The sequence below is a fragment of the Gordonia hirsuta DSM 44140 = NBRC 16056 genome (assembly GCF_000333015.1).
Lineage (GTDB): Bacteria > Actinomycetota > Actinomycetes > Mycobacteriales > Mycobacteriaceae > Gordonia > Gordonia hirsuta.
The window spans coordinates 1-18,639 of sequence record NZ_BANT01000047.1 but is presented as its reverse complement, the minus strand read 5'-3'; the positions used below and the strand labels follow the sequence as shown (position 1 = coordinate 18,639).

Genomic DNA, 18,639 nt, shown 5'->3' with positions numbered 1-18,639 from the left:
CCGTTGAGCTTACTGACTACCCTGGTGAACGCGATGAGCACCACCATCACCACCACGCCGGACTACCGACGCTACTTCCCGCAGCTGGAAGGGATGCGGGCGGTGGCGGCCGTCGGTGTGCTCACCACACACGTGGCCTTTCAGACGCGCGCCCTGGAGTGGCCGGTTCTCGGGCCGATCCTGGGCCGGCTGGATCTTGCGGTCGCCCTGTTCTTCGCGCTGTCGGGTTTTCTGCTCTGGCGGCCCTATGCCGCCGCCGCCCGCCACGGCGGCGTGCGCGCACCGGCACCGGGACGGTATCTGCGGCATCGCTTCATGCGGATCTGGCCGGCCTACACCGTGGCCGTGATCGCGGTGTTCACCCTGCTGCCGCAGGCGCGCGGTGCCTCGCTGGAGGTCTGGCTGGCCAATCTGACGCTGACCCAGGTGTACTTTCCGCTCACGCTGGCGCCCGGGCTGACCCAGATGTGGAGCCTGTCGGTGGAGGTGGCCTTCTATCTGATGCTGCCGCTGATCGGGTACGGGATGCTGCTGCTGCGCGGGGACCGCGCCCGACTGCGCATCCCGCTGCTGACCGCACTGGGGCTGGTCAGCCTGGGCTGGGCCTGGATGGTCACCTCGCTGCATCTACCCGAGGGCGTCGAGGGTAAGAACTGGGTGTTCGGGCATCTGCCGTGGTTTCTGGCGGGGCTGATCCTGGCCGAGTTGCGGGCCGTGGTGGAACTGACCGAGTCGCCGTCGGCGTCGGCGGTGCGCAGCTACCGGTGGTCGGCCAACCGGCCGCTGATGTTCGCGGTCGCCGGAATCAGCTACGGACTGGCGTGTACGCCGCTGGCCGGACCGGTGGGCATGGGTGATCTCGACAATGCCCAGTACGTGGGGAAGATGGTGCTCGGCGCGATCGCCGCCTACGCGATCCTGGCCCCGCTGGTCTGCAGCGACGGCCCGTTCCGCTTCCTGAACTCGGGACCGATGACGGCGATGGGTCGCTGGTCGTACGCCATCTTCATCTGGCACCTACCGGTGCTCACCTGCGTTTTCGGGCTCTTCGGGATCACCCCGTTCGACGGCAGGTTCGTGCTCGTCTGGGTGCTCACGGTGGTGCTCACGCTGGGTGTGTCGGCGGCCAGCTATGCCTTCGTCGAAGATCCGTGCCGCCGCTGGCTGGCCAACTGGGAACGTCGCCGCAGCCCCCATCCAGCCTTCTCGGTGCCGGTGTCAGGGGTAGGCGAAGCAGAGACCGCCGCTGCCGTATCCGCGGGTCACCCGCACCGTGGTGATCGCTGAACGCTCGCCGTTCTGGACCGCGTACAGCCGGCGCACCCCTTCGCGCTTGGGCCACCAGGTCACGGCCGCTTTGGCGCCCGAGGCCATCGCCCGGCCGACGAACAGCGGCGGATAGCCGGGTCCCTTCCAGTCGTAGAAGCTGACCATGCCGGAGGAGTTGACAGGCACCGTCATGCTGTACGAGCAGCCGACGCCGTAGTTCACCGAGAAGAAGCCGATACCGGGGTCGACCTTCCCCTGCGGTGCGGCCTGGGCGGGTGCGGCCGCCGCCGACAGCAGCGCGACGGCCGCGCAGCCGGCGAGGACGGTGGCTTTGACACGCGAGATCATGGCCGTCATTGTGCCTGCTTCCGGCCGGGACGTCAGCCGGTTCCGGACCGCCCGGCCGGGGTGTCGTCACCGCGGCGCGGTTTGGGGAGGTCCACCAGGGTGCCGGCGACCAGGAAGGCCAGGGCCAGGAGGGCGGCCAATTGCGGACCCGGATCGTAGCCGGTGTACGGCAGTCCCGAATGCCACGGACCGGCGGCCAGCAGCACCGTGGCCGCGATCATCGCGATCAGCACGGACAGCACCCGCAGGTGCCGGGACAGCCGGGTGGTGAGCAGCCCCGCGCAGATCGCCGCGGCCAGACCCCACCAACCGGTGAGCAGCCACGCCGCAGCCAGGCCGGCTAGACCGGCGGAACCGGCGGTCAGCCACCGGCGGGTGTTCCACCGGCGGCCCCGAGGCGGTCGCGGCGGGTCCTCGGGCGCAGCGTCGGGGGCCCTCCTGGGGGCGTCCGCCGGGTCCGTGCCGGTGCGGCCGGAACGACCGGTCGTGCCGGGCCAGCAGGCGGCGAGGAACAGCAGCACGACCAGGACGAGGCCGCCGGCCAGTGACCACCGGTAGGCGGTGTCCAGATCGAAGGTGAGGGCGACGGTGCCGCTGGCGCCGGCCGGAACGACCCATCCCTGTTGCCAGCCGTCGACGGTGACCGGGGACAGTGCGGCGCCGTCGAGGCGGGCATGCCAGCCGGGGTTGTTGCTCTCGGGTACCGACAGCAGCCGGGCGTGGTCGGCGGGGGCCACCGTCAGCGTCCGGCGGGTGGCCGTCCACTCGGTCACCGGTGCGGCGACGGTCTCCGGAACGCTGCCGGCAGCGCCGGTGTTCAGTTCGACGGCGTCGACGGTGAACGCCTTACCCGGGTTCACCGCGATCTCCTGCAGTCCGGCGCCCAGCTCCAGCGGCGTGCCCGAGCACGGCTCGGCCACGACCGGTTGGCCCTGCCGGAGCGCTCCGGCAGTGGTCCGTACCTGCAGGCGCACGATCCGGCCCGACGCGGTCATGCCCAGTCCGAGCGGTCCGGCCGGGTCGCTGGTGCAGCCGATGGTGACGGGGCGAGCGTCGTCGAATGCGGCGGCCTGCCGTTCGGGCAGGACGGTCACCTCGCTGATTCCGGCGGGGGCAGGGGTGGCGAAGCCCAGGTCATTGATGTCGATCAGGTCTTCGGTGCCGGTGACGGTGATCTTCACGGTGTCGGTGCGGGCCGGTTTCAGGGCGATGATCCCGTCGCCGGGGACCGAGACCTTCTGCGGGCCGGTACCCAGATCGACCGTCACCTGCGTGGGCCGGGCCGGGTAGTCCGGTGGGCTCTGCAGACGCAGCCCGGAGACCCGGGTGGGCCGGTCCAGACGCAGCGTCAGGGTCGGCCGGCGGGACGCGCGATCGGTCGGCTCGGGTGCGATCCACGCGGTGGCGGTGTCTCCGTCGACGGCCGCCGCGGCGCTGCCGCGCACATCGGTCACCGCCGACGGGCCGTCGGCACGGATTCCGCCGGGCACAGCGAGCAGGTCGCTCAACGCCGAACCGGGCAGCGGACGCAGAAGCACCGCGGGTGTGACCCGCGTGGTCTGCGGGACCGACAGGGTGCGGGTGAAGACGCCGGGAGTCTCCGAATCCAGATGCAGGGCGCCGGCGCAGTGCACCCGGCCCTCGTCGGTGGAGTCGGTGACGCACTGGGTGCGGCCGACGAGTTCGGGGCCGAGTACCCACTGGCGCACCGTGCCGTCGATCTCCGGCAGCACGACCTGGCGGCGCACGGTGATCGGCAGATTGGTGGTCGCATCGGCCAGTTCCACCTCGGCCAGCGCGAACTGATTGCCGCCCGAACGATTCTCGGTCTCGATCGCTCGGATCTCCACCCGCCGGGTCGGCCCGGACGGCGCCACGATCCGAGTGGGTTCCCCCGGGACGATGCCCTGCGCCACGGTGCTGCCCGCATCGGTGGTCACCAGTAGCGCGCTGACATCGACGCCGATCGCCGGGGCGGTGGTCACCGTCACCGCGAGATTGGAGACGGGGTCGTCGAACTCGACGGCCAGCCACTGGCCCACCGCCGAATCCAGTCCCCGGCTGACCCAGGCGGTCTGCGGGTCACCGTCGAAGGCGGCGGCGGCCGAGGCCGCGGGCACCGTCTGCCCGGGCTGGGTGGCATCGGAGGCCGAACCGCTGGTGCGCACGCGCACCGTGTCGGGTTCGCCGTTGAGCAGCCAGCGCGCGGTCACCGGATCCTGACCGTCGACCGGGTAGTCGGCGGCGGTGTTCTTGGTCAGCCGCGGGTCATCGGGTGCCCGGATCGCCGAGGCGTGATTGTCGACGCGGCCGAAGTCCACCTCCCGGAGCATGGGCGAATCGGTGACGATGACCCCCGGCCCGTCGTCCAGTCCGGCCCGTTCGGCGTCGGCTCGCAGCAGTGTCGGACCCAGCGGCGGCAGACCGTCACGCATCCGGGCCGCATTGACCGGCAGCAGACTCTCAGGTCCACCGGCCACCCGCGGGGTCTGCGCCAGATCCGTCAGGCGCGGGCCCGTACCGGTGGCCCCGTCCACCCGGTAGACGGTCACCGCCGGCATCGGTGGCCGCAGACCGTTGTCGATGACGAAGCCGTCGGCCGAGGGGGGCGAGGTCGGCGGCCCGAAGGTGGCGACGACGGTGAGCCCGGGCGAATCGTCGAGCGCTTGCGCGGCCAGCAGGGGGCGTGCCGAGCGCGACGAGGTGGGCTCCAGATCGGCCCGCAACACCACGTAGCCCACGCCCTGCCCGGCCAGGGTGGGCGCCAGTCCGGGACTGCCGCGGCCGGCCGCCAGCGCACGCTGCACCGAGTCGAGCGCACGGATCGCCCCCGGCGGGGTCAACGGGATGGCATCGCGGACCGCCCAGGGCGTCTGCACCAGCGCCTGCAGCGGTTCGTCTCGGGTCAGACCCCACAGCTGGTCGGCGAACGGGGCGCCGGGAACCACCAGTGCGCGGGCGGGTGCGGGGCGGTCGCGTTCCTGATCGGCCAGCCAGTCGGCGGTCTGCTGCCAATAGCCGGGGACGGCGCGGTAGCTGCCGGGCGGGGCGATGCCACCGGTCCAGACCGCTCCACCGGCGCCGATGGCCGCCACCAGCACGGCCATCGCCGCGGCGAGGCGCCGCTGCCCTTGGACCGAGTCGTTCATCGCCCGCCAGGATGCGGCGCCGCGCGGCACCGGTACCCGGGCGAGCAGATGCGCCACACCCAGCACCAGCGGGATACGGACCAGGGGCTCGAACTTGTGCAGGTTGCGCAACGGGGCGCCGGCGCCGTCGAGGAACTCGCGGTACAGCTCCGACAGCGGTGAACCCAGGGCCCCGGGGTACCCCAGACACATGATCAGCACACCGACCAGCAGGAGGGTGATCAGTCTGCGCCGCAACGGCATCGCGCGCATCGCCAGACCGGCCAGACCGGCGGCGGCCAGCAGTCCGGTCGCCAGTACCGCGGCGGTGTCGGAGACCAGGATCGCCCCGGCGGCGCGTTCGGCCGAGACGAACGGCGTCCACGAGCTGGTTCCGCGCAGAACCTCGGTCAGGGAGGTCCACTCCGTCGTGACCCGGGCCGATTCGATGTAGTCCAGGAACGGCGGCGACAGCCGGGACAGCAGCAACAGCGGCACCAGCCACCACAGGCAGGCCAGGGCCAGCCCCAGGGCCCACCAGGCGCCGAAGATCAGTCTGCGCCGGACTCGGGTGCGCGAGATCAGCCCCAGCATCCACCACAGCACCGCGACACCGGCGGCGGCGGCGGTGGCGACCGCGTTCACCGCGCCCATCAGTGCCACCGCGGCGGCCGAACGCAACGCCGCCTGCCACAGCGGTCGTGGATCGGGTGCAACGGAGTCCAGGGCGCGCACCATCGGCACCAGCACCCACGGCGCCAGCACGTACGGCAGGGTCTCCGAGGAGATCGAGCCCAGCGTCGTCAGGACCCGGGGTGCGGTGACGAAGATCGTCGCCGCCAGCAGCCGTGATCCGGGTGATCCGACCCGGAGCGCTTCGGCCAGCCGGACCAGGCCGACGAAGCCGACCGTCAGCAGCAGCGCCCACCACAGGCGCTGGGTCACCCAGCCGGGCAGGCCGGCCAGGTCGCCGAGCGCGAAGAATGCGCCGTGGGGAAAGAAGTAGCCGTAAGCCTGATTCTGGATCTGGCCCATCGGCGCGTCCGGCGACCACAGATGTGCGGCCCGACGGAGGAAGCCGACCGGGTCAGCGGTCAGATCGAGTTTGGTGTCCGGTGCGGTGCGTCCGGGAGCCTGCCAGAAGGCCAGCAGTAGTGCGAGGGCGGCGACGACCCCGATGCCCCGCCGGGACAGAACGGTGTCGTCGCGGGAGGTCTTACTGTCCGCTATCGGATCCGCCGCGCGAACCGTACTGGACCGAGCCCTGCAGGAACCCGTCCTCGGCGTTGAAGCTGTTGACATCGGTCGACGGGGAGTTCTCCGCCGCCACGACGCCGCTCAGTAAGACTGCGCCCACGCCCACGATGATTCCCGCGGCGGCGGCGACAGCGCCATAGATCAGTCGGTCTCGCACCATGGCGACCAAGCTACCATTCTTCCCATGCAGAACACGCTTCGAACGGTCCGATCGGCGCGCACCGCTTCGCGGCTGGGCCCCCTGGCCCTGACGGTGGCACTGGTAGCGGCGTGCTCCTCGACGCCCGAGCCATCCGACGGTTCCTTGGCGGCCTCGAGTGCGACGGCGGCCTCGGCCTCGTCGTCGACGCAGGCGAGTTCCAGTGCGCCGGTGCCGGCGGCCTGCGGTGCTCCGGAACTGGCCACACTGAGCCTGCGGGAGAAGCTGGCGCAGCGACTGGTGGTCGGGGTCGCCGATGCCGCCGATGCCAAACGGGTGGTGGCCGCCGAGAAGATCGGCGGCATCTTCGTCGGCAGCTGGACCGATCTGACGATGCTCAAGGACCGATCGGTGGCGGCGCTGTCGAAGTCGTCGTCGTTCCCGTTGATGGTGACCGTCGATCAGGAAGGCGGCCGGGTGTCCCGGCTGTCGTCGCTCGGGGTCGATCTGCCGGCCCCGCGGAAGGTCGTGGCCGACGGTATGACGCCGGCGCAGGTCCGGGCACAGGCCAAAACGGCCGGGCAGAAGATGAAGGAGCTGGGCATCACCGTCGATTTCGCTCCGTCGGTCGACGTCTCGGCAGAACCCGACGATGCGGTGATCGGCGATCGGTCCTACTCCGATGATCCGGCGAAGGTCACCGAATACGCCGGCGCCTTCGCCCAGGGCCTGCAGGACGCAGGAATCATGCCCGTGTACAAGCATTTCCCCGGTCACGGCAACGCCTCGGGCGATACCCATCTGGGTGGGGCGAACACGGCGCCGCTGTCGCAACTGCAGCAGCTCGATCTGGTCCCGTACCGGGAGCTGCTGAAGGACCCGGGCAACGCCGGGGTGATGGTCGGGCATCTGATGGTTCCGGGGTTGACGGCGCCGGACACCCCCGCGAGCCTGAGTCCGCGGGCGATGTCGCTGCTGCGCACTGGTACCAAGTACGACGCACCGCCGTTCCGCGGCGTGATCTTCACCGACGATCTGTCCGGAATGAAGGCCATCACCGACAAGTACTCCATCGATCAGGCGGTCCTGCGCACCTTCCAGGCCGGGGCCGACATCGGGCTGTGGCTCACCACCGACAAGGTGTCGACGGTGCTTGATACGCTCGAGAAGGCGGTCGCCGACGGCGATCTCAACCGGCAGCGGATCGACGCTTCGGTGGTCCGGATCCTGCGCTCTAAGGGAGTGCTGTCCTGCTGAAGTCGGGGACAGTCGGACCTTACTCAATGGTAAGTTGAGGGGTATGGCCGGAACCAAGCGCTTGCCCCGGGCGGTGCGTGAACAGCAGATGCTCGATGCGGCGATCGCCGAGTTCTCCGATAACGGCTACGCGGAGACCTCGATGGACACCATCGCTGCGCGGGCGCAGATCTCCAAGCCGATGCTGTACCTGTATTACGGTTCGAAAGACGAGCTGTTCACCGCGTGTATCGAACGTGAATCCGGGCGTTTCCTGGAGATCATGAGCGGTGGTTTCGATCCGGATCTGCGTCAGCGTGACCAGGCGCGGATCCTGGTCCGGGAGTTCTTGCGCTACGTCTACGAGCATGCCGCATCGTGGCGGGTGCTCTACCGGGTCGCCAGTTCCAGCGCCGGCTTCTCCGATGCGGTCACCCGCTCCCGCGGTCAGATCACCGAGATGATCACCGAGCTGATCCGGCGCGGGACGACGGTCGACGGCGCCTCCGACGTCGATTTCGAGCTGACGGCGGTGGCGCTGGTGGGTGCCTCCGAAGCCGTCGCCGACCGCATCTCCGAAGGGGATGTGTCGATCGACCGCGCGACCGAACTGCTGATGGGCATCATCTGGCGCGGCCTGCAGGGTGTGGGCAGCGGCCCGGACTCCGCCGCACCCGAAGACTGAGCCCGATCCGGGCGAGCGGACAGAACGGCGAACGCCTCCGGCTGCGGGTCGATACCCGAGGCCGGAGGCGTTCTTTTGCGCATCAGTGCCAGGGTCAGGCGCGGGGCGTCAGAGCTCCGGTCAGATGCGGATATCCCTTGCGGCGGTTGAGGATCGAGACCTCGAAGCCGCCGTCCTCGGTTCCGGTGGTGTACAGGTTGACCTTCGCCGGCAGCAGCACCGGCTTGCCGAAGCGCACCGTGTACACCACGGCGCCGGGCAGCTGAGCCTCCACGTTGGCGATCGCCGCGGCAGCGCTCCACATGCCGTGGGCGATCGCCTTGGAGAAGCCGAAGAGCTTGGCCGAGGCGTTCGCCATGTGGATCGGGTTGCGGTCGCCGGAGGCGGCCGCGTACTCGCGGATCAGCCCCAGGTCCACCCCGAGCACCCGGTCCGGAGGCGGCGGTGCGACCTCCTTGGGCTTGGGTCCGCGCGGCTCATCGGACAGGCTGGTGCGCTGCTGTTTGAGGAAGGTGCCGGTCTGCACCGCCACCAGCTCGCGTCCGACGTAGAACTCGGAGATGACGTCGATCAGCATGCCCTTGCGATGCTCGCGGAGGTTCTCCGCATGCGTGGCGATGGTCAGCGGCTCGTCGACGCCGATCTGGCGGAAACGCTCGATCCGGTTCTCTGCGTGCACCGAGCCGACGGCGCCGAACGGGAAGTCGCGCGCCACCATGACCTCCATGGCCAGCGGGAACTGAAGCACGAACAGGTACGTCAGCGGCAGGTCCTGGCCGTACTGCACACCGGTGGCCCGGCAGTAGTCGTGCAGACGGTCGCGGTCCACGCGGATGTCCTCGAGCCGGTAGACGGTATCGGGGACGACGGCGTCGGCGGCCACCCGGGCGGGTTTACCGAAGACCGGGAGCATGGCCCCGACGGCCTTGGGGTACTGCGTCGCGGGGCTCGGCAGCTCGGTGAGGGTGACGGTCTTGGCCATCATGCACCCAGCAGGCTCTGGCCGCAGACGCGGACGACGTTGCCGGTGACCGCGTTGCTGGCCGGGTTGGCGAAGTAGGCGACGGTCTCGGCGACGTCGACGGTCTGACCGCCCTGCTGCAGTGAGTTCATCCGGCGACCGACCTCGCGGGTGGCCAGCGGGATCGCCGCGGTCATCGCGGTCTCGATGAAGCCCGGGGCGACGGCGTTGATGGTGATGCCCTTCTTGGCCAGGACCGGTGCGTAGGCGTCGACCAGGCCGATCACACCGGCCTTGGAGGCGCCGTAGTTGGTCTGACCGCGGTTGCCGGCGATTCCGGCGATCGAACTGACGTCGACCACGGCGCCGCCCTCGTTGAGGGCCTTACGCTCGACGAGCTCGTTCACCAGGGTCTGCGGAGCGATCAGGTTGACGCCGATCACCGAGTTCCAGCGGCCCGAATCCATGTTGGCCAGCAGCTTGTCGCGGGTGATCCCGGCGTTGTTGACGATGATGTCCAGGCCGCTGTGGCGCTGCAGTACATGCTCGGCGATCTTCTCTCCGGCATCGTCGGCGGTGACGTCCAGCGGCAGCGCGGTACCGCCGATCTTGTTCGCGGTCTCGCTCAGGGCCTCCCCGGCGGCCGGGATGTCGGCGGCGATGACGTGGGCGCCGTCGCGAGCCAGGACCTCGGCGATGGTGGCGCCGATGCCGCGGGCGGCGCCGGTGACCAGGGCGACCTTGCCGGCCAGCGGCTTGTCCCAGCTCTCCACGGTTGCGGCATCCTCGGCGCCGACCCGGATCACCTGGGCATCGACGTAGGTCGACTTGGCCGAGAGCAGGAAGCGCAGGGTCGATTCCACGCCGCTGATGCCGGTCTTGGCCTTGGGGTGGACGTAGACCAGCTGGGCGGTGGCGCCGTCGCGCAGTTCCTTGGCGATCGACCGGGTGAAGCCTTCCAGGGCGCGCTGGGCGACCTGCTCGTCCGGGGACTTGGTCAGCTCCGGGGTGGTGCCCAGAACGACGACGCGGGCCGAGTTGCCCAGTGAGCGCATGATCGGGGTGAAGAATTCGAACAGCTGCTCCAGGTCGGCGGCCGAGCTGATCCCGGTCGCGTCGAAGACGGCCGCACCGAGCTTGTCGGCGCTGCGCCCGGCGGTGTTGTTGGTCACCACGTCGTAGTCGTCGCCGTTGCCGAGGATCTCGCGCAGCGGCTCGACCAGACGGCCGAAGCCGCCCAGCAGGACCGGGCCGGCCAGCGCGGGCTGGGCCGGGGCGTAGCGGCGCAGCTTCGGCGGCTGCGGCAGGCCGACCTTGCTTGCCAGGAAGGCGCCGGGGCCGGAATTGACGAGAGATGAGTAGAGATCGTTGCTGCCAGCCACGAGGTTCTCCTTTGGGATGGTGGGACGATGTGCAGTGCCTCCAACGGTAAACCTGCGCGTCGTGTGATCCTCTTCGCAGGTACCGGGGTCGACAACTATCTTACTGAATAGTAAGAATAGTTCCCAAGTATCTCAACGCTCAACGTCAGGAGCAGGTCCCGTGGCCTCGTACACCCCCAAGAAGCCGGAAACCAAGCAGGCGCGGCCGGTCGCCATCCTCGGTGGTAACCGCATTCCCTTCGCCCGCCAGGACAAGGCCTACGCCAAGGCCAGCAACCAGGAGATGTTCACCGCGGTCCTGCAGGGCCTGGTCAGCCGGTTCAACCTGCAGGGCGAACAGCTCGGCATGGTGGTCGGCGGTGCCGTGCTCAAGCACTCGCGCGACTTCAACCTGGTCCGGGAGAGCGTGCTGGGCACCTCGCTGTCGCCGTACACTCCGGCCTTCGATCTGCAGCAGGCGTGCGGCACGGGCCTGCAGGCGATCAACTCGGTCGCCGACGGTATCGCCCGCGGTCGTTACGAGGTCGGCATCGGCGGCGGCACCGACACCACCTCCGATGCGCCCATCGGCGTCTCCGAGGAGATGCGGCGTCAGATGCTCGAGGTGAACCGGGCGCGCACCACCCCGGACCGCATCAAGGCGGCGCTGGCGCTGGTGACCAAGCTGGGCATCGAAATCCCGCAGAACGGTGAACCCCGCACCGGACTGTCGATGGGTGAGCACGCGGCCATCACCGCCAAGGAGTTCGGGATCAGCCGTGCCGACCAGGATGCCCTGGCCGCGGCGAGCCACCAGAACATGGCCAAGTCCTACGACGAGGGTTTCTTCGACGACCTGATCACCCCGTTCCTGGGGCTGGTACGTGATGAGAACCTGCGCGCGGACTCCACGGTGGAGAAGCTGGCCAAGCTCAAGCCGGTCTTCGGCGTCTCCCTCGGGGACGCCACGATGACCGCCGGCAACTCCACTCCGCTCAGCGACGGCGCTTCGGCGGTCCTGCTGTCCAGCGACGAGTGGGCCGCCGAGAAGAGTCTGCCGGTGCAGGCCTACCTGGTGGACACCGAGACTGCGGCGGTGGACTACGTCAACGGTCCGGACGGCCTGCTGATGGCGCCGACCTACGCCGTCCCGCGGCTGCTGGCCCGCAACGGCCTGACCCTGCAGGACTTCGACTTCTACGAGATCCACGAGGCGTTCGCCTCGGTGGTCCTGTCGACGCTGGCCGCATGGAACTCGGAGGAGTACTGCGTCGAGCGGCTGGGGCTGGACAAGCCGTTGGGCGAGATCGACCGCAGCAAACTGAATGTGCGCGGCTCCTCGCTGGCTGCGGGCCACCCCTTCGCGGCGACCGGCGGCCGCATCGTCGCGCAGACCGCCAAGATGATCGCCGAGAACGGCGGCGGCCGGGCCTTGGTGTCCATCTGTGCCGCCGGCGGCCAGGGTGTGACCGCCATCATCGAAGGCTGACACAGTCGGACTGCGAGGTACCTCACACTTGCGGCGACGGGGTGTGAGGTGCCGGACAGCCGTGTTGACCTGCGGAGATCGAGGTTATGAGAATTTCCTCTCCGCAGGTGTAACGCCCCGTCGTCCCGCGGCTATATATGGGATAGCTCCGGCTGAGCTGCCTGACCCCCGACCCGGCAGCTCGGTCGGAGCTTTACCTTTGGGTCTTCTGGCCCGCAGTTATCTAAGATGGCGCTGTTGTGAGTTCTCCTGATCGCCGGTGCCGACGACGCCGCACCCCCCCGACGCGTACGTGGCTGCTGCGCGGCCTGCTGGCCGCTGTGCTGCTGGGTGCGCTGGTGCTGTCGATCGACCTGATGCGCTCGCACGACAAGACCGCGCGGGGCGCCCAGATCGCCGAGTTCGCCGTGGGCGGACTGAGCCCTGAGCAGGCACGCTCGGCACTGGACAAGCTGTCGGTGTCGGCGGCCTCTCCGGTGGTGCTCGAGACCGAATCGGGCCGCGTGGCCGTGGATCCCGATGCGCTGGGGCTGAGTTTCGACGCCGATGCCACGCTGGACCGGTTGCTGGAGCAGCCCCGTAATCCCTGGAAACGCCTGACCGCGCTGCTGGGTGCCACGCACCAGGTGTCGCCGGTGGTGCACCTGGACACCGCAGCCTTCGACGAAGAGCTCGATGCGCAGCGCAAGACCCTCGAGCGGGCGGCGGTCGAAGGGGGAGTGCACTTCGACGGCACCACCCCGGTCGCCGACCTGCCGGCGGCCGGTCTGCGGATCGACCGCGCCGCGGCGAAGCAGACCCTGACCCGCGAGTGGCTCGGCGGCAATTCCCTGCAGCTGGCGATGGAACCGTTCGATCCGACGGTCTCGGCCGAGACGGTTCAGGCCACACTCGACGGTCCGGCGCGGCAGGTGACCGCATCGGAGCTGACCCTGACCGGCGCCGAAAAGCCGATCACCGTCTCCCCCGCGCAGCTGGGCCGACTGGTGACCTTTGTGTCCGACGGACAGGGTGGACTGGTGCCCGCAGTCAGCCAGCGCAACCTCAAACGTGTACTGGGCGCCCAGCTCGATGCCACCGAATCCACTCCGGTCAACGCATCCTTCTCGTTGGCGGGCGGCTCGCCGTCGGTGGTGCCGGCACGCAACGGTGCCAAGGTCGACGCGGCGGCCACGGCGGCGGCGATCGCCTCGACGTCGGTGAAGAAAGAGCGCTCGGCACAGATCGTCCACAAGACGCTGCGGCCCAAACTGACCACCGCCAAGGCCCGCGACCTGGGCGTGCGCGAAGTGATCGCCGAATACGCCACCGGCGGATTCTCCGGTCCGTCCGGAGAGAACATCCGGCTGGTCGCCCAGCAGGTCAACGGTGCGGTCATCCTGCCCGGGGAAACCTTCTCTCTCAACGGCCACACCGGCACGCGCGGCGCCGCCCAGGGCTACGTGTCCTCGGTGATCATCGACAACGGGCACGCCGCCAAAGCGATCGGTGGCGGGATCTCCCAGTTCGCGACCACCTTGTACAACGCCTCGTACTTCGCCGGGCTCGAGGACGTGACGCACACCGAGCACGATTACTACATCTCCCGGTACCCGGAGGCCCGCGAGGCGACCGTCTTCGAAGGCGCGATCGATCTGCAGTTCCGGAACAACACCGACCACGGAATCGTGATCCAGACCGGCTGGTCGCCCTCGTCGGTGACGGTGCGTCTGTGGGGCACCAAGAAGTACGAGGTCGAGTCGTTCACCGGCTCCCGAACCAACCACACGAGCCCGCAGGAACTGGTGCTCCCGGCCGGCGACGACTGCATCCCCAGTAGCGGCGCGCAGGGGTTCACCACCTCCAACACCCGCGTGGTGCGCGATGCCAAGAGCGGCGCGGAGCTCTCCCGGCACACCCGGACCGTGAAGTACGCGCCGGAACCGATCGTCCGCTGCCGCTGAGACCTGTTTCACATTTCCGCTCCGGGATCGTCTCCCGCCGGATATCCGTGCCCAGTAGGCTCCCCGGTATGGATATCAATGGAGCAAGTGCAATCGTCACCGGTGGTGCGTCGGGGATCGGTGCCGGTGTGGTCCGGCGACTGGCGGCCCGCGGTGCCAAGGTGGTCGTCGCCGATGTGAACGCCGATGCCGGTGAAGCGGTCGCCAAAGAGACCGGGGGCGTGTTCGTCTCGGTGGACGTGACCGACACCGACCAGATCATCGCCGCGATCGACAAGGCGCTCGAGCTCGGCCCGCTCAAGGCTGCGGTGAACTCGGCCGGTGTGGGCTGGGCCCAGCGCACCGTCGGCCGCGACGGAGAGTACTCCTCCGCACACGACCTGGACCTCTACAAGAAGGTCATCGCGATCAACCTCATCGGCACCTTCGACGTGGTCCGGCTGGCAGCCACCGCGATGAGCCGCAACGAGCCGGGACCGGACAACGACCGCGGTGCCATCGTCAACCTCGCCTCGGTCGCTGCTTTCGACGGCCAGATCGGCCAGGCCGCGTACTCCTCGTCCAAGGGCGGCATCGTCGGGATGACGCTGCCGGTGGCCCGCGACCTGTCGGCCATCGGGGTGCGGCTGAACACCATCGCCCCGGGCCTGATCGACACTCCGATCTACGGCACCGGCCCCGAGTCGGAGGCGTTCAAGGCCAAGCTGGGTGAGAGCGTGCTCTTCCCCAAGCGGCTCGGTGTGCCCGATGAGCTCGCGTCGATGGTCGAGGAACTGATCGTCAACTCGTACATGAACGCCGAAGTGATCCGCGTCGACGGCGGCATCCGGATGCCCCCGAAGTAGCGCGCCTGCAGCGGGCGCCGCAGAAGCAGGTGCCGCAGCAGCGCGTCGCAAGCGCCAGTACGATGTCGCCGCGCCCGGCCCTCCCCGTGAAGGCCGGGCGCGGCGCTGTTCCCGGGTCCGGCGGGCGAAGCCGCATGACGACCGATCAGCCGGATCTAGCGGCCGGCGACCGCCGTACCCATCCGGGTCACGGCGGCAGTCAGGAGATCCGGTGAAGTGGCGAAATTGAGCCGCACATGGCCGGCGCCGCCGGTGCCGAAGACATGCCCCGAACTCAGCGCCACGCGGGCGTGGTCCAGGAAGAATCGAGCTGGACCGGCCAGTTCACGAACGGTGCCGGGCCCGTCGCCGTCGGTGTCGTCGCTGAGGGTGCGGCAGTCCAGCCAGGCCAGATAGGTGCCCTCCGGCGGGCGGTAGCCGACCTGCGGCAGATGCTCGGCCAGGAGCCGGCCCAGCAGCGCTCGGTTGGCGTCCAGGCCGGCCAGGAGGGCATCCAGCCACGGTTCGCCTTCGGCTAGAGCGACGGTGTGGGCGAGCACCCCCAGATGACTGGGCCCGTGGCTGACCTCTTCGGGAATGGCCGCCAGATCAGCGGCCGACTCGGGTCCGGCTACGGCAAGGGCCGCTTTGAGTCCGGCCAGATTCCATGCCTTGGAGGCGGAGATCACCGAGAAGGCATCCTCGGCGCCGGGGACCGACAGGTACGGGGTGAACTCGGCGCCGGGCAGGACCAGCGGTGCGTGGATCTCATCAGCGATCACCCGCACCCGGTACCGGCGCGCCAGCGCGGCGACCGCGGACAGTTCTTCCCGCGTGTGCACCGTCCCGGTCGGATTGTGCGGATTGCACAGCAGATAGACCACGCCGCGCCCACCGGCACCGGCGGTGCGGAAGGCCTGCTCGAGCGCGTCCGGATCGATCCGGCCGGCCTCGTCCAGGCGGGCCTCGGTGACCGGTCTTCCGGCATGCTCGGTGAAGGCGTAGAACGGCGGATACACCGGAGAGTTGACGACGACGCCGTCGCCCGGCGCACTGACCACACGCAGTACCTCGACGATGCCCAGCATCACATCGGGGACGATGGCGGTGCGGGTCACCTCCAGTCCGTCCCAGCCCCACCGCCGGGACGCGAAGTCGGCCAGCGCCCGCGCATAGTCGCGGGCACCGGCGGGATAGCCGGTATCACCCCTTGCGATCGCCTGCTGCAGTGCGGCCGCGATCGGCTCGGCCGGCAGCACGTCCATCTCAGCGACCCACAGCGGGAGCACATCGCTGGGGTATGCCTGCCATTTCAGGCTGGTCCGGGTCCGCAGCTGCGCCAGAGACAGCCGGGTGAGGGGATTTCGGTCGGTGGCCGGGGTGTCAGGGACGTTCGCGGTCATGACTCAGGTCTACCGCCAGTTCGGCCGGGCGGATGCTTCTTCCGCCCCGGATACCCAGAACCGCGGCACCCAGGCAGCCCAGTGCGACGGCCAGGGCGAACCAGGGGAACACTGCTGCGGTGCCGTATCGGCCGGCCAGGGCGCCGGCGATCACGGTGGGCACCCCCATGGCCAGATAGCCGAGCAGATAGTAGGCGCTCATCACCTGGCCGCGCGCATCGGCCGGAGCGACCGCCGACAGATACCGGAGCGAGCCGCCGAAGGCCAGACCGAAGACGGCCCCGAGGACGATGGAATCGATCAGCACCGCCGCCGTCGAACCGCTGCGCACGGCGACGACCGCGGCACCGAGGGCCAGGATCATGCCGATGTCGCCGACGATCGCGGCCTTGCGCGGATCGAATCGGCCGCCGACCCACTGTGACGCCGACGCGGCGACCGCCATCAGGGCCACGACGGTCCCGACGAACAGCACCGAATCGTGGCCGGTGGTCTGCTGAGCCAGAGCGGGGTACAGGCTCAGGAAGACCCCGAGCACCGACCATGCGGTGAGGATGCCGATTCCGGCGAACCAGAACTCGGTGCGAATCGCGGCGGGAACCGACGGCCGCTGGATCCGGACGCGTGCGCCGGTCCGGCCGGTATGCGGCTCGATCAGCACGACGGTCGCCAGCATCAGCGCCAGGACGATGACCGTCATCACCGCATACGGCATGCGCAGAGGACTGCTGGAGAAGTCGGCGGCGAAGGCTGCACCCAGCACCGTCAGGGCGATGCCCAGGTTCAGGGAGGCGCCGGAGATCGCGCCGTTGCGGTCGCCGTCGTGGGGCCGCACGTCCAGCAGGGCCGCACCGGAGACGACGATCGTCGCCCCGATCGCGGCTCCGTGGATGAACCGGGCGATCAGCAGTTCCCAGACCTGCGTGGCGACCAGGAACACCACCAGCCCGACGAGCATCATGCCCAGTGCGGTCAGCAGCACCGGTTTGCGGCCCACCGCGTCGGAGATCGGGCCGACCGTCAGTGCCGCACCCAATGCGCCGATCGCGTAGACCGCGAAGATCAGCGTGATGGTGAGCGGCCCGAACGACCACTCCGCGGCATAGGTCGGATACAGCGGAGTCGGCAGCGCCGAGGTACCCAGCGCCATCGCCAGCAGGGCCAGGAGCAGCAGGAACGACCAGCGTTGAGGATGCACGTGGCGTGGCTGTGAGGCGACGTCGTTTCCGGCCATGGATGCGAGCGTAACCCACCTAGTAAGCGGTCGCTCACCGACGGGGCAGCGTGACCTTCTCGCCATCCATCGTCAGGAAGGTCATCTGTTTGGTGGTGGCGGTGGCGATGATGTTCTCGGTGCGGCCGTTCGGAAGCAGGGAGGTCACTACGGCAGCGAGCGCGGGATCGGCGGCGAGTTTGGCCTTCTCCGCCGGATCGATCCGCAGGAAACCCTGGTAGTAGCGGGTCTCGGCGGTCAGCCCTGCCGGCGTCCAGTTGGGTCGCGGTGTCGGAGCGATGAACGCGGTGAGGGTCGTGCAGGCGCCACCCTTGCAGATCTTCAGATCGACGGTCTCGGCGGCATGGTCGAAGTCCGAGGTGCTGACGGTGGCGCCCCGGTACCGGCCGGAGTAGTCGTTGCCGCTGGGGGCGACCATGGTGAGGCGGCTGGTGTCTCCGGGCCGGTTGTCCAGGGGCGGTTCGCTGAGCCTGCGTTGACCCGGAACCGGGACAAAGATCCAGGAGGCGTCGGGATCGATCGGTTTGCGCCAATAGCCGAGCTTGCCGTCCTTGCGTCCCTCGACCCGCAGTTCGCGGTCGTCCGAGGTGTAGCCGGTCTGCTGGATGCTGATCTGTGAGGTGACCTCGCCGGGAACCTTGGGCTGGCGCACCCAGGCCGGCGGCGGTAGCTGGAATTTCGCGTACGGCTGGGGAAACAGTGCGCGCAGGAAGGGATACTGGGCGAAGAACCCCTCGAAATTGTTCGGAGCCCCCTTCAGATTGCCCTGGTCGTCGGGAGTGTAGGAGAAGAACAGGGTGTCGGCGCCGGACATGTCGAAGTCCCAGAGCCGGGTGTACATGTCGCCGTAGTCGTTGATCAGGAACGTCGTCGATCCGGCCGAGGACAGGTTGCGAGCGGCGAACCGGCCGTCCAGTGGACCCTGCATCTCATAGCTGTAATCGCCGCCGAAGCGTTTGCTGCCGGGTTTGAGCGGATCGCCGCCCGGCAGCCACGGATCGAGGATGTAGATCCGCGTACCGTCTTGGGAGAGCGTGTAGACGGTGGTGACTCCGGCGCCGCCCACCGGATGCGAGTGGCCGGCATCGTCGGTCCAGGTGGCACGCTGCTCGAACGGGATCACCGAGGTGTAGATCGGGTCGAGCCAGGAGAAGCTCCAGGCACGCTGATCCGAGCGGACGTACGTCCCGCCGGGATTGAGCCAGATCGGTGAACCGAAGCGGGAGGTCCACCACCACAGTTCGGGGGTTTGATCGGCGGACTCCAAGGTGTACACCCGGCCGCCGTTGGCAAGCACTACGAGCCGACTTCCATCGACGGACAGACCCGTCATCCGGCCCTGCAAGCATTGCGGAGGGTCAA

14 protein-coding genes are annotated in these 18,639 nt (G+C 69.2%); 6 read left to right on the top strand and 8 right to left on the bottom strand.

Annotation, left to right across the window (positions count from 1 at the left end; all coding sequences use genetic code 11):
• Positions 1 to 33 precede the first annotated feature (33 nt).
• On the top strand, positions 34 to 1,287 hold the full coding sequence (locus GOHSU_RS14540) for an acyltransferase family protein (RefSeq protein WP_005943392.1): 1,254 nt from the start codon (positions 34 to 36) through the stop codon (positions 1,285 to 1,287).
• Here GOHSU_RS14540 and GOHSU_RS14535 read toward each other — a convergent pair.
• The 3 genes from GOHSU_RS14535 to GOHSU_RS14525 are packed head-to-tail and all read right to left on the bottom strand — an operon-like array spanning position 1,219 to position 6,162.
• Positions 1,219 to 1,626, bottom strand: coding sequence for a hypothetical protein (locus GOHSU_RS14535; protein ID WP_005943391.1), 408 nt, complete (start codon positions 1,624 to 1,626; stop codon positions 1,219 to 1,221). The two genes, GOHSU_RS14540 and GOHSU_RS14535, sit on opposite strands and share 69 nt — an antisense overlap.
• 23 nt (positions 1,627 to 1,649) lie before the next feature.
• Positions 1,650 to 6,047: an alpha-(1->3)-arabinofuranosyltransferase gene (locus GOHSU_RS14530; RefSeq protein ID WP_081597808.1), complete on the bottom strand. Its 4,398-nt coding sequence runs from the start codon at positions 6,045 to 6,047 to the stop codon at positions 1,650 to 1,652.
• Positions 5,962 to 6,162 (bottom strand): DUF2613 family protein, encoded by a 201-nt coding sequence (locus tag GOHSU_RS14525; RefSeq protein ID WP_005943389.1) that lies wholly within the window; start codon positions 6,160 to 6,162, stop codon positions 5,962 to 5,964. Before GOHSU_RS14525 ends, GOHSU_RS14530 begins: the two co-directional genes overlap by 86 nt.
• Positions 6,163 to 6,186: 24 nt before the next feature.
• Here GOHSU_RS14525 and GOHSU_RS14520 point away from each other — a divergent pair, with 24 nt between their 5' ends.
• Both GOHSU_RS14520 and GOHSU_RS14515 read left to right on the top strand, forming a co-directional pair.
• Positions 6,187 to 7,398 carry a glycoside hydrolase family 3 N-terminal domain-containing protein gene (locus tag GOHSU_RS14520; RefSeq protein WP_024332634.1) on the top strand — a complete coding sequence of 404 codons (1,212 nt, stop codon included), beginning with the start codon at positions 6,187 to 6,189 and terminating at the stop codon, positions 7,396 to 7,398.
• A 43-nt stretch (positions 7,399 to 7,441) separates the two neighbouring features.
• Positions 7,442 to 8,062, top strand: coding sequence for a TetR/AcrR family transcriptional regulator (locus tag GOHSU_RS14515; RefSeq protein WP_005943384.1), 621 nt, complete (start codon positions 7,442 to 7,444; stop codon positions 8,060 to 8,062).
• 94 nt (positions 8,063 to 8,156) lie between these two features.
• Here the strand turns inward: GOHSU_RS14515 and GOHSU_RS14510 are convergent, their stop codons facing one another.
• Both GOHSU_RS14510 and GOHSU_RS14505 read right to left on the bottom strand, forming a co-directional pair.
• A complete protein-coding gene (locus tag GOHSU_RS14510; RefSeq protein WP_024332633.1) occupies positions 8,157 to 9,044 on the bottom strand; it encodes a MaoC/PaaZ C-terminal domain-containing protein in 888 nt (295 codons plus the stop codon).
• Positions 9,044 to 10,405, bottom strand: a complete 1,362-nt coding sequence (locus GOHSU_RS14505; RefSeq protein ID WP_005943380.1) for a 3-oxoacyl-ACP reductase — start codon at positions 10,403 to 10,405, stop codon at positions 9,044 to 9,046. The genes GOHSU_RS14510 and GOHSU_RS14505 overlap by 1 nt, the downstream gene beginning before the upstream one ends.
• Before the next feature lie 160 nt (positions 10,406 to 10,565).
• On the opposite strand from GOHSU_RS14505, the gene GOHSU_RS14500 reads away from it, so the two are divergent.
• From GOHSU_RS14500 to GOHSU_RS14490, 3 genes are all read left to right on the top strand, one after another.
• The gene (locus GOHSU_RS14500; protein WP_005943378.1) at positions 10,566 to 11,873 is read left to right on the top strand and encodes an acetyl-CoA C-acetyltransferase; all 1,308 of its coding nucleotides are present in this window, start codon (positions 10,566 to 10,568) and stop codon (positions 11,871 to 11,873) included.
• Positions 11,874 to 12,112: 239 nt separating this feature from the next.
• A complete protein-coding gene (locus tag GOHSU_RS14495; RefSeq protein ID WP_005943376.1) occupies positions 12,113 to 13,816 on the top strand; it encodes a VanW family protein in 1,704 nt (567 codons plus the stop codon).
• A gap of 68 nt (positions 13,817 to 13,884) precedes the next feature.
• Positions 13,885 to 14,661: an SDR family NAD(P)-dependent oxidoreductase gene (locus tag GOHSU_RS14490; protein ID WP_005943375.1), complete on the top strand. Its 777-nt coding sequence runs from the start codon at positions 13,885 to 13,887 to the stop codon at positions 14,659 to 14,661.
• A 155-nt stretch (positions 14,662 to 14,816) separates the two neighbouring features.
• On the opposite strand, the gene GOHSU_RS14485 is transcribed toward GOHSU_RS14490, so the two are convergent.
• The 3 genes from GOHSU_RS14485 to GOHSU_RS14475 all read right to left on the bottom strand — a co-directional run.
• Complete coding sequence (locus GOHSU_RS14485; RefSeq protein WP_005943374.1) at positions 14,817 to 16,043, bottom strand: MalY/PatB family protein; 1,227 nt, start codon at positions 16,041 to 16,043, stop codon at positions 14,817 to 14,819.
• Positions 16,024 to 17,277, bottom strand: coding sequence for an MFS transporter (locus GOHSU_RS14480; RefSeq protein WP_005943372.1), 1,254 nt, complete (start codon positions 17,275 to 17,277; stop codon positions 16,024 to 16,026). The genes GOHSU_RS14485 and GOHSU_RS14480 overlap by 20 nt, the downstream gene beginning before the upstream one ends.
• 34 nt (positions 17,278 to 17,311) lie before the next feature.
• On the bottom strand, positions 17,312 to 18,639 hold a 1,328-nt coding region (locus GOHSU_RS14475; protein WP_005943370.1), incomplete at its 5' end, for a hypothetical protein.